This window comes from Paenibacillus sp. TC-CSREp1 (assembly GCF_050171015.1).
GTDB classification, from domain to species: domain Bacteria; phylum Bacillota; class Bacilli; order Paenibacillales; family Paenibacillaceae; genus Paenibacillus; species Paenibacillus silvae.
The window spans coordinates 86,057-101,461 of sequence record NZ_JBNOKM010000012.1; the positions used below are offsets into that span (position 1 = coordinate 86,057).

Annotated in this window: 11 protein-coding genes; 3 read left to right on the plus strand and 8 right to left on the minus strand. The window is 47.7% G+C overall.

Features of this window, described 5'->3' with window-relative positions; all coding sequences use genetic code 11:
• Positions 1 to 2: 2 nt before the first annotated feature.
• A complete protein-coding gene (locus tag ACQSGY_RS19125; RefSeq protein ID WP_427179902.1) occupies positions 3 to 809 on the minus strand; it encodes an AraC family transcriptional regulator in 807 nt (268 codons plus the stop codon).
• 199 nt (positions 810 to 1,008) lie between these two features.
• Here ACQSGY_RS19125 and ACQSGY_RS19130 point away from each other — a divergent pair, with 199 nt between their 5' ends.
• On the plus strand, positions 1,009 to 2,544 hold the full coding sequence (locus tag ACQSGY_RS19130; protein ID WP_427179904.1) for a carboxylesterase/lipase family protein: 1,536 nt from the start codon (positions 1,009 to 1,011) through the stop codon (positions 2,542 to 2,544).
• 194 nt (positions 2,545 to 2,738) lie between these two features.
• Complete coding sequence (locus tag ACQSGY_RS19135; RefSeq protein WP_427179905.1) at positions 2,739 to 4,547, plus strand: flagellin; 1,809 nt, start codon at positions 2,739 to 2,741, stop codon at positions 4,545 to 4,547.
• Between the two features lie 111 nt (positions 4,548 to 4,658).
• Here ACQSGY_RS19135 and ACQSGY_RS19140 read toward each other — a convergent pair whose 3' ends face one another.
• Positions 4,659 to 6,476 carry an ABC transporter ATP-binding protein gene (locus ACQSGY_RS19140; protein WP_427179907.1) on the minus strand — a complete coding sequence of 606 codons (1,818 nt, stop codon included), beginning with the start codon at positions 6,474 to 6,476 and terminating at the stop codon, positions 4,659 to 4,661.
• Positions 6,463 to 8,205: an ABC transporter ATP-binding protein gene (locus tag ACQSGY_RS19145; RefSeq protein ID WP_145405484.1), complete on the minus strand. Its 1,743-nt coding sequence runs from the start codon at positions 8,203 to 8,205 to the stop codon at positions 6,463 to 6,465. The genes ACQSGY_RS19140 and ACQSGY_RS19145 overlap by 14 nt, the downstream gene beginning before the upstream one ends.
• Before the next feature lie 129 nt (positions 8,206 to 8,334).
• On the opposite strand from ACQSGY_RS19145, the gene ACQSGY_RS19150 reads away from it, so the two are divergent.
• The gene (locus ACQSGY_RS19150) at positions 8,335 to 9,171 is read left to right on the plus strand and encodes a MerR family transcriptional regulator (protein WP_427179910.1); all 837 of its coding nucleotides are present in this window, start codon (positions 8,335 to 8,337) and stop codon (positions 9,169 to 9,171) included.
• A gap of 123 nt (positions 9,172 to 9,294) precedes the next feature.
• On the opposite strand, the gene ACQSGY_RS19155 is transcribed toward ACQSGY_RS19150, so the two are convergent.
• The 5 genes from ACQSGY_RS19155 to ACQSGY_RS19175 form a co-directional block, all read right to left on the minus strand.
• Positions 9,295 to 9,873 carry a DUF4256 domain-containing protein gene (locus ACQSGY_RS19155; protein WP_427179912.1) on the minus strand — a complete coding sequence of 193 codons (579 nt, stop codon included), beginning with the start codon at positions 9,871 to 9,873 and terminating at the stop codon, positions 9,295 to 9,297.
• Between the two features lie 92 nt (positions 9,874 to 9,965).
• On the minus strand, positions 9,966 to 11,318 hold the full coding sequence (locus ACQSGY_RS19160; protein WP_427179914.1) for a glycosyltransferase: 1,353 nt from the start codon (positions 11,316 to 11,318) through the stop codon (positions 9,966 to 9,968).
• Positions 11,281 to 12,666, minus strand: coding sequence for a glycosyltransferase family 2 protein (locus tag ACQSGY_RS19165; RefSeq protein ID WP_427179916.1), 1,386 nt, complete (start codon positions 12,664 to 12,666; stop codon positions 11,281 to 11,283). Before ACQSGY_RS19165 ends, ACQSGY_RS19160 begins: the two co-directional genes overlap by 38 nt.
• Positions 12,663 to 13,670, minus strand: coding sequence for a glycosyltransferase (locus tag ACQSGY_RS19170; protein ID WP_427179918.1), 1,008 nt, complete (start codon positions 13,668 to 13,670; stop codon positions 12,663 to 12,665). The genes ACQSGY_RS19165 and ACQSGY_RS19170 overlap by 4 nt, the downstream gene beginning before the upstream one ends.
• A 31-nt stretch (positions 13,671 to 13,701) precedes the next feature.
• The gene (locus ACQSGY_RS19175) at positions 13,702 to 15,405 is read right to left on the minus strand and encodes an ATP-binding cassette domain-containing protein (RefSeq protein WP_427179919.1); all 1,704 of its coding nucleotides are present in this window, start codon (positions 15,403 to 15,405) and stop codon (positions 13,702 to 13,704) included.

A 15,405-nucleotide genomic window follows, 5' to 3' on the forward strand; every position in this document is an offset into this window, starting at 1 on the left:
TCTCACTTTTTCTGGTGCAGCATCATGTATGCGGATGGCGTATGTGATGTTGCCTTTTTGAATACTCTGGAAAAATAAAGCGGATCATGATATCCCACCGAATAGGCTATGGATTGAATAGACAGCCCGGATAACTTCAACAGCCCACAGGCACGCCGAATACGATAGGAAGTCAGGTATGCTGATATTGATTCGCCCGTAGCTTCTTTGAACCTGCGGAACAGATAACTTCGCTCCAGGTTAACCGCCTGTACAATCTCCGTAACGGTCAAGGTTGGCTTCCAATAGTTCTGCTCAATGTATGTCCTCGCCATCCACACGTAATCCTTGGGCTCTGCTTCCGCTTGGCGAGGGAAATACTCTATGTAATAGGACAACAACAGCTGCAGGCGCGCATCCGCCCTCAATACTTCGCCTGGTGATGCTCCCGCATTCCAGCTTAGATAAAACCAGGGCTCCAGCGTTTCGGGCGCAGCTGGCAGTACAGGGCGCTGAACCGATAGCTGTGTCAAATCTACGAATCGCGAGGCGTCTCGTCCGTTGAACTCGATCCATACGTACTCCCACGGGTCCGCCGGGTCGGGGTAGTAATAGATTTCCTTTTGCGGAAAAATGATAAAGCTCTCTCCGGCACCCAGCCGAAATTGTTGACCTCCGGTCTCCAGTGTGCCCTGTCCTTGAATGATATAATGCAGTGCGTAAATGTCACGTACGCCAGGTCCCCACTGGTGGAGATTGATCGGTTTGTGACCACCGCTAATAAAATAAATCTGGCTTGCCCTGCTTCCGTCTCGCCATAACGAGTCCACACCCGAACACCTCCACTCTTGATACCAGTCATTATATATCATTATGGGGGTGTCTTGGTTTAATTTCGATGCTGGAAACAACACTTCAAGTTGCTTATGATAGAGATAGAGGGTTCAATACCCAACATAATTGTAAGCGCAACCATACATCTTGAATCGGCTTGAATATAAATGTTCAATTCAGAGAGGAGAATGTTGTGTGCTTCGAACAGTTACGGTAGAAAATGGTCAAGTTCAAGGACTGCCCGCTGCAGACCCCCGAATTACAAGCTTCAAAGGTATCCCTTTTGCTGCGCCCCCGGTGGGGCAGAACCGCTGGCGCGCACCGCAGCCGGCAGAGGATTGGGACGGCGTGCTGCAAGCTTTTGATTTTGCGCCGACCTCTATGCAGGCTCCAACCGTTATTGATGACAATAATATCTATACACGAGAATGGGCTGTTGACCCTGACCTGCCAATGGATGAGGATTGTCTGTATTTGAATGTGTGGACCCCTGCCAAACGGACGGATGAGAAGCTGCCCGTTTTCGTCTGGTATTTTGGCGGCGGGCTTCAGGTAGGTCATACTGCCGAAATGGAGTTTGATGGTGAGCGCATTGCTCGCAGAGGCATTGTGGTCGTGACCATCAATTATCGACTGAATGCGTTCGGCTTCCTGTGCCACCCCGAGATTACTGCCGAGTCGCCACATGCACCTGCAAACTTTGGTCATCTCGATCAGCAGGCAGGCACAGCTTGGGTGAAGCGTAACATTGCCGCATTTGGCGGTGACCCGGAGCAAATCACGATTGGTGGACAATCCGCCGGTGGCGGCAGTGTGCTCAGCCAGATGACCTCGCCTCAGAACAAAGGTTTGTTCCAGCGAGCCGTCATTATGAGCGGTATCGCGACTGAGCTGTATCCAAAGGTACATGTACCTGCTGTCCGCAGTACGCTGCAAGATGCCGAGCAGAAAGGGGTAGATTTTTTCCGTTTCCTTGGAGTATCTTCACTGGAGGAAGCCAGACAACTGGATGCCGTCACACTGCGAGATAAAATTTTGGAGTATAGAAGCTTCTGGGGAACGGTCATTGATGATCAGTTCTGTGTAGGTGATCCCTTCACCCGTTTCATGCAGCACAAGCGCGAGCTCGTGCCCGTGATGCTGGGTCACACCTCCTCCGAGTTCTGGACACGGCCTGCGGTAAACAGTATGGAGGAACTGAAGCAGATGGCTGCGGAGCTGTTTGGCGAGGATGCTCCTGCTTTCCTGCAGCTATGTGAAGCCGATACGGGCGATATCGATCATGCCTTGCAGCGGGCCTCCATCCGCATGATTGAACATGCGATCCAGCTTGTAATCCGTTCGAACAGCGGTCATCCGTCAGAAACACCTCTCTATTATTATAACTTTGATGCAGAGATTCCAGGCTGGGATCAACCGGGTACGTTCCACTCCGTTGATTTGTGGTTTTTCTTTGAAACACTTGCCAAATGCTGGCGGCCTTTTACCGGCAAGCATTATGACCTGGCACGCCAGATGTGCAATTATCTATCTAATTTCATCGCAACAGGCGACCCGAATGGTCTCGATTCCACTGGCAGACCGCTACCATACTGGATTCCCAGCAGCATCAAGCAACCCTATCGCATGGAATTTACGGATCAGGCACAGTTGCAGCTAGCGGAGCCCGGACCTCTGCTTGAATTAGTGATTGAATACTTTTTCAAAAAGCAAAATGAACCTGTAGTTTAATACGTGTGGCTTCTGAATAGGCTGTGCGGTAGCGCATGGCCCTCTTTCTGAGCAAATTATCTTAGTGGAGACATCACTTTAGTTAGGCAATTTGCACACTAAATTTACAAAAACATCACATAATCAATAGACTTCCCTTATTCTACCATGGTAAAATTGATTATAATACTCCACTTTAGATAGAGGTATAAAATATGATTATTTCGCATAACTTAGCGGCTACTAGTACACATAGGAGAATTCAAGAAAACGCCCGTAATAGCTCTAGCCACCTACAAAAACTATCTTCTGGGCAAAGAATTGATAGTGCTTCTGATGATGCAGCAGGACTAGCAATATCCGAAAAAATGAGGGCACAGATTCGGGGACTTGACCAAGCAAATCGAAACATACAGGATGGGATTTCTCTTGTTCAAACAGCAGAAGGTGGACTGCAAGAAATTTCAGCTATTTTACAAAGACAGAGAGAGCTGGTTGTTCAGGGTCTAAATGATACATACACCACTAACGATCGTCAGATGATTGAAAGTGAAATCAAAGAGCTTACGAATGAAATAAACCACATTTCCCAAGGCACAAGCTATAACACCATAAACTTGTTGGCAAGAGATGATTATGAAATACTGGCGGATCGTTCAAGTTCTAGTACAAACACTTCCCTTACTGAGCCGCCTACAATTCCAACCATACAGAAAACTGTAGTTTATGCACCCCCTGGGACACCCCCAGAAGCAAGACACCTGATCAGCCATTCTAATACGTCATCTACAACTCAGACGCATACAAACACAAATGTAATTACTCCGATAACCTCGCAGGATTCGAGACAAGGTTACAACGAGTATAGTGTAGATACGTATACAACAACTAAAACAGATACAGAGCGTTCAGTATATGAAACGTTAGCACCTGCAACCGATCCGCAATATTCAGCACCAGACTATTGGCATGCTTCGGGAACGAATACAACTTGGTTTGGGCCCAAAACGTTAGGTCGTGTTTATGGCACGATGAGTGAGAATGTAGAAGTCGACGGCATGATGCAACCAGTGCAGTATACATCTAGAAGCAATGCCGGTACAGTTCCGGCTTGGGATCATATGTGGTTTCCAAATAGCGAGGTATCGATAAAAAGAATCCGGACTATACTTCCGGATAATTCGATGCAAATCGAATATATCATAAATAATGGAAATCCAACGGATACGAATTTAAAGCTAAGTAACCTAATTAACCCGCCTGATAATTCAGTGATGACAGATGCAAATGGGCTACTTATCCCTAATGGTGTAACATCCATTAATTCGCCATCCGGGAATACATATACGATGACAGGAACGGAAGCAAATGCTAGTATTACGTTCGATAATTCACTCGGTTCTCTATCACCAACCCAACTTGCAATTCATAATCCCGCAGGGGGACAACCCACAATTAATTTTGATTGGGATGTTAACATCCCTTCTCAATCAAGTTTAACGTTTGCTTTCAAATACGGCCCTTTCTCATTAAATTTGGATGTATTTGAACGTACAAACGAAACAGAAGTGTCTACACGCATAGAAACAACTACAAATGTCGAGATCAAGGACATAGACTATATCACACCGAAACTCACGGTCCAAGCCGGAGCAAATCAAGGGCAACATATGGATATCCCCTTATTCAACGTGCAGGCTGATGAGTTAGGCATTACAACGATGGGCTTGTTACCACCATCTATTCAAGAACAAGCATTATCTCGGGTAGACAAAGCCATCTCCAAAATTTCCAGTATTCGTGGAATATACGGTGCAATCCAAAATCGAATGGAACATGCATTAAACAATACAAGTAATGCTACAGAGAATTTGAGTAATGCAGAATCTCGAATTAGAGATGCAGACATGGCCAAAGAAATGTTAGAGTATACGAAATCAAATATCTTATTGCAGGCTGCACAAGCCATGCTCACACAATCGAATCAAAGCCCTCAATCCGTTCTACAATTGCTCCACCAGTGAACAAGATTTAGGAGTGTCCCAAAAGCCATTTATAGGCCTTTTGGGACACCTCCTTTTTGATCTTGGCTGCTTTTTATTGTACTCTTTAATGCTTATATACTACGTTAAACGTTAATCCCACTCAAAAGCTCCAGTATACAACTGATAATACGTACCTTTCGCCGCTAGCAGCTGATTGTGGTCACCACGTTCCTTGATGTGGCCATGTTCCATGACCATAATGGCATCGGAATTACGTACTGTTGACAAGCGGTGAGCGATAACAAAAACAGTTCGACCATGCATCAGATTATCCATTCCCTTCTGGACCAGCGCTTCTGTACGCGTATCAATGGAGGAAGTCGCTTCATCCAGAATCATGACAGGCGGGTTCGCAATCGCCGCTCTTGCAATTGCGAGCAACTGGCTCTGTCCCTGGGATAATCCATTACCGCTACCATCAAGCCAGGTGTTATATCCATCTGGCAATCGTTCGATGAAACTTGATGCATAGGACAATCTGGCAGCCTGGATTACCTCCTCGTCACTGGCCTCCAGCCTCCCGTAACGAATATTGTCAGCTACTGTACCCGAGAACAAATGGGTATCTTGCAGCACTATTCCCAAGGAACGACGCAGGTCTGCTTTTCGCATACGACGAATATGGATGCCGTCATATATAATCTCGCCTTCTGTAATATCGTAGAAGCGGTTGAGCAGATTGGCTATCGTTGTTTTGCCTGCCCCGGTCGCACCGACAAAGGCGAGCTTCTGTCCAGGTAGCGCGTATAACGTAATATCCTGAAGCACCTGCTTTTTCCCGTCATACGTAAAGCCCACGCCTCTGAATTCCACTTTGCCTCTTAACGTTACCGTAGAGCCATCCTCCAGTTTCCAGACCCATCCTGTCTGATCTGCTTTCCTCTCCAAGGTCACACGCCCTTCATCTGTTTCAGGCTGTTCATCCATCAGATTAAATATGCGCTGTGCTCCAGCAAGCGCAACGACAAACATGCTCACCTGAGAGGAAATTTCGGCAATCGGCATCGTAAAATTACGCGACAGACTCAGAAAAGCGGCTATGCTTCCCAGCGTCAAACCCGCATTCCAGCCTGATATCGCCATAGCCCCGCCTGCAATTGCAACAAGTACATAGATCAAGGTCGCCAGATTGGCATTAATCGGCATCAGTATATTGGAGAACTTGTTCGCGGTTGCCGAATTGTTAAACAACTCATCGTTCAGACGTGCGAACTGCGCCGTGGCATGCTGCTCGCGGCTGAACACTTGCACCACCTTTTGCCCATGAATAATCTCCTCAATATATCCGTCCACCACACCGATGGATTCCTGCTGCCTAAAGAAGTGGTCCGTTGCCTTCGTGCCCACCTTCTTCGTAACCCAGAGCATGACAAGCGCGCCCAGCACGACAACAATGGTCAGTGGAACATCCAGATACAGCATCGTTCCCAGCACCACGATTACCGTAACGGCTGTGGACAACAATTGAGGAAGCCCGTCTGTCAGCATCATATTCAACGTATCCACATCATTGGTATAGTGACTCATAATATCACCATGGGCCTTACGGTCAAAATATTTGATCGGAAGCTTCTGCATGTGTTCGAACAAGCGGTCACGAATCTTCTTCATGATCTGCTGCGAGATCGTAATCATCAGTCGCTTTGAGATAAATGTGCTGATCACTCCCGCAGCATAGATCACAGCCAAAATGATTAAAGCCTGGAACAAGGCATCAAATACCGGATGCTGATCGCCCAGCAGCGGTACAATATAATCATCTATAAGCAATCGCAGAAAAGCTGCTGAAGCGACAGAGACGGCAGAAGTTACAAGCACGAGTATCAGTACAAGAGCTGTTCGAAATTTATAATATTTGAAATAAGACAGCAGACGTTTGATCGTCAGGCCATAATTAATGTTGTCCATCCTGCTCTTCACCGCCTTTCGTCTGGGTATGGTAAGCCTCTTGATAGATTTCGCTTCTGCGGAGAAGCTCCTGATGGGTTCCGATATCGGCCATCCTGCCTTCGTGCAGCACGATAATCTGATCGGCATCTTCGACCGATGCAATGCGCTGTGCAATAATAATTTTGGTTGTATCAGGTATGCTTTCCTTAAAAACACCTCGGATTAATGCATCTGTACGTGTATCCACAGCACTTGTAGAGTCGTCCAATATCAGAATCTTCGGTTTTTTGAGTAATGCTCTGGCAATACAAAGCCTTTGTTTCTGTCCACCGGAAACGTTGGTTCCCCCTTGTGCAAGATGGGTGTCGTAACCGTCCGGAAAAGCCGAAATGAATTCATGTGCCTGTGCCGCCTTACACGCCCGGACCAATTCCTCGTCAGTGGCTGCTTCATTCCCCCAACGCAGGTTCTCTTTGATCGTGCCTTCAAACAACACATTTTTTTGCAGCACCATCGCCACCTGATCTCGGAGCACCTTCAGATCGAAATGCTTCACATTGGTTCCACTAACCAATACCTCGCCGTCACTGACGTCATACAGTCGCGGAATCAATTGCACCATTGTCGATTTGGCACTGCCGGAAGCACCGATAATGCCAACAGTCTGTCCTGAGCGTATGTGCAGATTGATGCCAGATAATGCATACTTCTCCGCTTTGTCAGAGTACCGGAAAGATACATTGCGGAATTGTACTTCTCCACTGTGCAGCTGTGTAATCGGTGATTCCGGGCTGATAATATCGGGCTGCTCGCTCAACAGATCGTTGATCCGTCCAGCAGAGGCCCGGGCAATTGCCATCATAATAATGACAAAACCGAGCGTCATCAGGCTCATCAATATTTGCATGGAATATGCAAATACACTGGTAAGCTCCCCGGTAGTCATGCTCCCGCTTACGACCAGCTTGGCTCCGATCCATGAGATGATTAACATAACGGCATATAACACAATTTGCATCAATGGGAGTTCATACGACAGAATGCGCTCTGCCTTCACCATCTGTGCGAATATCTTCTCGGATACAGCCTGAAACTTGGATATCTCGCGTTCCTCGCGAACGTAGGATTTCACAACGCGAATGCCGCGCACATTTTCCTGAACGACTTTGTTCAGATCATCATAGCTGCCAAAGGCCCGCTCAAAAATAGGAAAAGAATACTTCATAATCAGTCCCATGCCAATTGCCAGTACGGGAATAACAATCACAAACCACATGGCAATTGTCGGGCTGATGCGATACGTCATGATCGTAGCAAAGATCATCATCACCGGACTGCGAAAGGCAATCCGTATAATCATCAGAAAGGCATTCTGCACATGGGTGATATCCGTAGTTAGCCTCGTCACGATGCCAGAGGTTGAAAATTTGTCCATATTGGAGTAAGACAACTGCTGTACATGACGGAACAGGTCATAGCGCAAGTTTTTACCAAACCCCGCCATGGCGATAGCGGAGTGTTTACCCGCAAGCACTCCGAAAACAAGTGATACCAAAGCAAACAGCACCAGAATCAAGCCGTACTTCACCACCTGATTCATCTGCCCACCCGTAATCCCCTGATCAATCAATTCAGCCATAAAGAGCGGAATAACCACTTCCATAGCCACTTCACCGAGCAGAAACAGCGGAGTTAACCATGTATCTTTTGTATACTCGCGTATACTTCCCAATAATTTCCTTACCATAAGCATTCTCCTTATCTAAAATAAACGCACTGCTTTCGATCTAGCGGTAGATCGGCGGTCAGAACAGCTGTATTATAAACTGTATAGCAACTATACAGTCAATCCACTTCTTTCGACCTGGAGGTACCTATGCATCCGAACGATATGTTGTCCATTAGTGCTTTTTCCAAGCTATCCGAGGTTACGCGCAAAACGCTTATATATTACGACCGTATCGGTCTGTTCAAGCCCGCCTATGTTGCAGATAACGGTTATCGCTATTACAGCCGCAGCCAGCTTGAGACGATCGGAGTTATTCATATTTTCAAAGAGCTGGGCATGTCCCTTGAGGAAATTCAAGAGCATCTCGGACGGCGTTCCCCGGAAAACACCCTCGAACTGCTGCGCAAGCAGGAGGAGGTGTTGCGATTGCAGATGGCCAAGTTGACTCAGGCCGAACAAATGATTATACGACGTGCTAAAAATATAGAACACTCCATGCATCTGGACACCAGCCAAATGCATGTCATATGGCAAGCCAAAGCACCATTGCTGCTGAGCTGCCGCATCTATTCCTCCAAACAGGAATTCCCTGAAGAACTGTGGGAGGACTTCCGGGCACGCCTGAACAAGGAGCATGCACCGCTTGGATATCCAGGGGGCGTCATCATTCCCAAAGAGGATTTGCTGAAAAAGGATGGCGACAAGATCTCCCATATGTACAGCTTCATGACGACAAAACATCACAAACAGGCCTATATGCCGGAGGGATACTATCTGGTGTCCTATGCCAGAGCAGATTATGCGGATACCGAGAAAATCTATCCGCAAATCTTTGATTATATCGAACAGAAAAAGTACGTCATTAAGGGAGATGCATACGAGGAGTACATGCAGGATGAGATTGTCCTGCAGCATGCAGAGGAATATCTGGTTCGAGTCATGGTGCAGATTGAGAAGCCCGGCGAAGAAGATGTTCGGCCTTAACCCGGTTCAACTCAAAAAAAGGGAGTGACTCGACTTATGCCGAATCGCTCCCTCTTCTCTATAGGAACTAACTATATAATCACCTAGCATTTTTAGACACGCTCTGGTTTTCTCATTAAATCGTTATACTCTTAACAGACCTCGAAAACCTCTTCCTGCGTAGTAGGATTCTGCACCATTATGGTACATAAACACGGTATCGTAACGGAGGTCGCAAAAAATAGCTCCGCCCCGCTGCCTGATTTTGTCCGGTGTCAGCACCCAACTGGATGTTTTCATATCAAAGTTGCCCAGCTGCTGCAGCTCCCGATACTGGGACTCACTTAAAAGCTCGATGCCCATCTCGATACACATCTGAACAGCACTGTGCTTTGGCTTGTTTTCCTTTCGTGCATCCAGCGCCGCCTGATCATAACAAACACTGCGACGTCCCTTCGGACTCTCGGTGGAACAATCCACAAATATATATTCACCCTTCTCACTGTACAGTTCAACCAGATCGGGTTCACCGCCCGTCTTCTCCATCTCGTGGAGTGACCACAGCTTGTCCGGGTTGGCTTCGAGCCTTGCTTCTACGTTAACCCATTCCATGTCTGGATGACGATCCTTGTTTTTCTCAAAACGTGCCTTTAAGGTGTTTAATAATTCATCACGTTGTTCCACTGATAATTGTTTATCACTTTCAATAGAGTTTGTTGTCATCCTCATTCTCCTTCGATTCGTGATCGAAGTGTAACGTTCGCTGTTTCTACTCGATTGTAGTGAAAATAAAAACAAAAAACAACCTGTCCCGTTCACAGGTTGTTCACTTCGGCATCCAGCTGCTGAGCACGCCTGTTTATGCCATAGACTTCTGTGCTGCCACCGCTTGCAATTGATTCCGCGTAGAATCCTGTCGGCAGCTGTTCCCCGACAATGGGCAGATTTTCGAGCTGAAGACCCGCTGTATCCAGCAGATAGACTCGCTTGGCAATCCGCAGCATCTCATCCAGAAGCACGATCAGTAGTGTAATCGGAATGACTTTCCAGACATCTGTAATGATTGCCGTATGATACGTATGCTCCTCACAAAAATTGACAAACCCTGCTTTAAAGGCAGTACGGACATCGGGTCTCTGTGTACAAATCATCTCGGCGGTACGCTGATTACATGCAAATGCATCCGTAATGTTGAATCTGCTTACAAAGGCCGGGGTCATATACCCCACTGCCAGTCTTCTGCCTTCGTTATGCGACCCAAGCAGAGCCGGGTCAAGATTATCGTAATCTTGCGGCAGATATTCATCCGCGGCATTAAACTGTCCGAGCAGCATCTCATATATGAAGTTTTGATTCACATAGGATAACTCCACCGGAAGCTCCTGATGCAGCTTCACAAAGTGCAGATGATTCTTTCGACTTGTCATCTGTACTGGATTAAACTGCTCGTGCGGCAAATGCAATGCTCTGAGCGAGGGGTCTGCCCGAAAATGCAAGCCAGCCTTCCATAGCCGGTAACCCAGTTCCAGATCCTCATGTCCCCAGCCGTGGAAAGACTCATCAAATCCGCCGACCTGCCTCAGTAAATGCGTTTCTACAGAAACCATACTTGTCCAGAACATCGACCATGGAGCTAAGCAGCGATCCAGATCATTTTCGTAAAAATCAAACTGTGTTTGTCTGGAATCAGGATAGGCCTTCAGCATTGGATTCCGCAAGCATGCCTCGGGATGTTCGGAGGAAGCAATGGATTGCAAGTATTTAGCGAGTGGATGCTGGTGATCCTTTTGATTCATGCCATGAACCGTGCCGAGTCCAATCGTATTTTCGTAACATTGATGAAAATGAATGATATTAACAATAAGGTCCGAGCCAACCAGTACACCCGTATCCAGATACACACATATTTCATATTTAGCCAGACGCAGTCCCATATTACGTGCTGTTCCTGCCCGAAACCCCAAGTCCTTCTGATAACAGTATCGTAGATCCAGATCAGCTTCGAAGGAACATGCGACCTCTTTTGTATCATCACTGGAACCGTCATCACACACAATGACCTCAAATAAAGAGGTATCAGCCTCCTGATGTTTCAGACATACAAGTGTTCGCTCCAGCAAATCCGAGTGATTATATGTAGGAATGATGACGGTGACGCCCCGAATCATCTAACATACCTCCTTCCTGAACTTGAACGATTCCATGATCTGTGCATGTGACAAGTTTCATGTTTGGATCCACGATATCCACGATGCTGTATTCGATGGCCTTGCCCTGTTTTTTCAAAGAAGTAATTGCGGCAAGCAAAGGCAGAATTTCTGTTCTTGGACTCAGGCAATAGCATACACGCGAGGTTCTCAGCGCTTCCACCAGCAGATGGAATATCATCTCGGGCCTGTACATCGTCCAAACGGTTGTAATAATACACCCGTCGAAAGTTAATGCTTCAAACGGCATGCAGCTTCCCGCAAGCCTGAAGACCTTTTTTTCATCAATATTCATCAGGTCTTCGCTTATCTCTCTAGGGTCAATAAGAGTACTCACCTGGGATAAGGCAAACAGCCTGGCTTCATAACCTACCAATAACAAGTGAGTGTCATAGCTTGAAGTGACCCTCTGCACAACAGTCTGCATCACGAGGCTCGTTTGCTCTCTATGCGAGAGGCTATCGGCTATGGATGTGGTTGTAGCTGAGACTTTGGCTGAGTCCTTCCTCCAATCAAGCAGTTTGAGCAGGAATAATTCAATCTCCATGGTAGGATATTTTCGTAAAAACCTTCTTGCATTAACCGTCTGCTCACGCCTCCGCTTTGCCTCATCCACCTCATGCGGCACATGCACAGCCCAAGCTGCTCGGCTCAACGTGAGTGTGTAGCCCGATTGAACAAGTCTGTATCCCACCTCGATATCCTCAATTCCCCACCCTTTGAATCTGTGATCGAATCCACCTGCACGCTGCAATGCGGTTCGGGAAACAGAGATGTTGCCAGACCAGAATACGGCCCAAGGCCACTGCAGTTGCATTAACTGATCCTGCACTGGCCCGTAATATTTCTCCCGTTCATCTGCACTGCGCCCGGATTCATGTTCAAACCATCTCATAAATGCTTCAAGCTCCAGCTCCCCCTCGTAGTTCAGCTCTTCCCGATTTATGCCCTTCTTCCCGTAAATATAACCAATGACCACATCATGTCCAGCACCCTGCATCGCTATATGCTCACCCACAAAATCAGCGCACACAATCGTATCGGCATCGAGAAAAATAACAACCTCCTCAGTGGACTGGCGGATCGCTCTGTTCCGTTTGTCTGATACCGTTGTATGTGCAGGTGTATCAAGGTAATGAAGTCGCAGCTTATGTTCAAAGGCATCTTTAAACGGTTCAAAAGCTATCGATCCTCCCTGATCAACGAGGTAAACAGAGAAGCCGGAATAATGCTGCTCAGCAAGCGCCTGCAAGGTCAGGTTCAGCACATCAGGTTTGCCGTATACCGGGATGATGACCGTCACGCTCATAATGATTCCTCCGTGAGCGTCAGGAAAAAGCTTTCAAGAATGCAAGATGTCAGACGATCCAGTGCTGTACCATCGTAAGCATACGTTTGAAGCGCTGTCTGACCACGCAAAATCTCACTGGCATATTTAGCAATCAGCCCCTGATCCATCTCTGATTCCTCCAGCCACCGGATGTATCCTCTCTCTCCCATCTGACGTGCATAAACAATATTGCTGCGGTTCACTTCTTCTCGCCGGGGAACAGCAATAGCCGGTATACCCAACGAAGCTAGTTCCCACAACGTCGTATGCCCCCCCCTGCACACCACCAGGCAGCTGTCTCTCACTTCGTCCATAAAAGAACCCGGGTCGGCAATAAACTGTGTCGTTTCATCCCCGAGCCGCTGCAGTGATTTGGTCAATGTACCGCTGTACACCAGCTTGATATAATCCGTTTGCCCCTTTAAGTCCGCTATTGCCTTTCTGAAAAAAGGAACGTCCACAATCGTCGCTGAGCCTGACGTGATGACAATCTTTTTCTTCCTGGCCGCTGTCCGTTCAGGCACTTCAACCACCGGGCCTACAAAGTTCAGCTTCTCCCAAATCGAGTCCGATGTCGGGAACATCCAGTGATCCTGCTGATCCACGATCGCAATCTGGTCCGCCATCTGCAGATAACCCAGGGTCTCAGGTTCATCCTCCAGCCAATTCGTGATAAAGCAGGTGGGAATGCCCATACTTTTGGCAAGTGGTAGAACCAGCAGCTCTTCATCCACCACGATACCATCGGGTTGTGTGCAACGTATCAAGTCCAGCAACTTCAAGGTTCGCTCAGCACTGCTGCCAGCAGAAGGCAGCTCCAGATCGATCAATTGACCTGAATATACCCTCTGCAAATATTGAAGTCCGGACGAATAAGATGCGATAATGACTTCATGATTAAACTGTATGAGCCGCTGCGCAACGAGCAGATCGCGCTTTGCATGTCCAAAACCGTTTCCCCGCGAAACAACGAGTACCTTCATCGGATATTTCCCCTTCCTCGGCTTCCAAGTATCACCCCACGGATGCGGTCATTCCCTGCTTCTTCAGCAAAGCAACTTGCGCACCGTACATGTCACGAAATACTCCATCCTCCTCCAGCAGCCTGAGCGGTGCACCTTCCTGCACAATCTGCCCATCCGCCATAACGTAAACCCTGTCACAATGCATAACTGTGCTGACCCGATGCGCGATCAGCAGCGCCGCTTTACCCTGAGCTGCGAATTGTTTCACACTTCGTACAACACGTTCCTCCATCACCGGGTCCATTGCAGCCGTAGGTTCATCCAGAATCAGCATGGTTCGCGTATTAGCCATCGCCCGGGCTACCGCCACACGCTGCCATTGTCCGCCCGACAGCTCCGTTCCGTCTGTATATCCTGTACCCAATCGTTTGTCTCCACTTCGCTCGGTGATATCCTGTACAAGCTGCTGCGCAGCTTCATTCCACTCCCGATGAAGCCCAACATTCTGCTGCACACTGAGCGGGAGTCTGGCGAAGTCAGCATAAGCAACAGAGACCGCACGCAGCCTGTCTGTATGCAGACTGGGTCTTCCATCCACCCATATCTCACCTTCGGCAGGCTCAAGCAAACCACAGATCAGATTGCACAGCGTGGTTTTACCAGCCCCATTCTCGCCCACCAGTCCGACCAGCTCACCCGTGCGAAAATGCATGGTCACATCGGTCAACACAGGTTTGCTGTGATTTGGGTAGGAGAATCCAACGCCATTCAGTTCAATCTCGTTCTCTGCTTTCTTGGGTAAAGCCTCTACTTGATCCGGAGTATCTGTAGCCAGAAAACGGGTAAGATTGGATGCAGCGAGCAGCTCGCTGGTAAACATGCGGAGCTCCAGTACAAATGCATTGGCTTTGCCAAGTAATTCATCAATCAGTTGAAATGCGATAATCAAGCCACCAATGGATGAACTGGCCGTCAGAATGGACACCATGTAGGCCACAGAGATAAGAAGAAGCTGCCCGATCTGCATCAGTCCTGATGTCTTCTGGGAGGTAAGAAGAAAGGTTTGATTCGTCTTGCTGATATCAGCAAATGTATTTTTCCACAGGCTCACTATATAAGGTGAATATCCAAACAGCCTGCGTTCTTTTCCCAGTTGAAAATCCATGACGGTGCTGCGGTAGTAGTTTTCCCGAATACGTTGTCTTGACAGACGGTTCTCAACGTCAAACATCTGACGGCCCAGCTTGTATTGTTTGAACACAACAAAAGCAAAGGTTACCATCATTACCAGACACCCGATTTTTGTGACAAACCATAGTGCTGTACCCAGGCTGATCAGGGTGACTGCCGCACTCAGGACATCCAGTGCAAGCGTGAGAATACGATGCCCGCGATCCAGGCCATTCGCTGCCTTTTCGGCCGATTCGGAGAACGTGGCATCGAGAAGTCTCTGATACGGCACTCTATTGTATTGATCAATGTACAGCTCTTTAGCGGCTCGGCCCAAGTGAACACGAAGTCCCTCCAGCGCAATACCGTATAACGAATCCATCACTTTCTCTCCGATAGTTGCCGCTGCGAACCAGGCCATCAGCAGCAACATGCGATCGAGATCGACTCCGGAAATCACCTGCTGAACGGCGTAACCGAATAGGAAAATGCGAACAGCAGGCAATATGCCCTTTAACAGCGTCACGGACAGAGCGAATGCAATCCATGGCAACAACTTTCGTTTACCTTTTACCTTAGTCAA

What these genes read in the sequence shown, in the direction of transcription:
- ACQSGY_RS19135 (WP_427179905.1), top strand. Translation starts at nt 2,739, where the DNA reads ATGATTATTTCGCATAACTTAGCGGCTACTAGTACACATAGGAGAATT.
- ACQSGY_RS19140 (WP_427179907.1), bottom strand. Translation starts at nt 6,476, where the DNA reads ATGGACAACATTAATTATGGCCTGACGATCAAACGTCTGCTGTCTTAT.
- ACQSGY_RS19145 (WP_145405484.1), bottom strand. Translation starts at nt 8,205, where the DNA reads ATGGTAAGGAAATTATTGGGAAGTATACGCGAGTATACAAAAGATACA.
- ACQSGY_RS19150 (WP_427179910.1), top strand. Translation starts at nt 8,335, where the DNA reads ATGCATCCGAACGATATGTTGTCCATTAGTGCTTTTTCCAAGCTATCC.
- ACQSGY_RS19155 (WP_427179912.1), bottom strand. Translation starts at nt 9,873, where the DNA reads ATGACAACAAACTCTATTGAAAGTGATAAACAATTATCAGTGGAACAA.
- ACQSGY_RS19160 (WP_427179914.1), bottom strand. Translation starts at nt 11,318, where the DNA reads ATGATTCGGGGCGTCACCGTCATCATTCCTACATATAATCACTCGGAT.
- ACQSGY_RS19165 (WP_427179916.1), bottom strand. Translation starts at nt 12,666, where the DNA reads ATGAGCGTGACGGTCATCATCCCGGTATACGGCAAACCTGATGTGCTG.
- ACQSGY_RS19170 (WP_427179918.1), bottom strand. Translation starts at nt 13,670, where the DNA reads ATGAAGGTACTCGTTGTTTCGCGGGGAAACGGTTTTGGACATGCAAAG.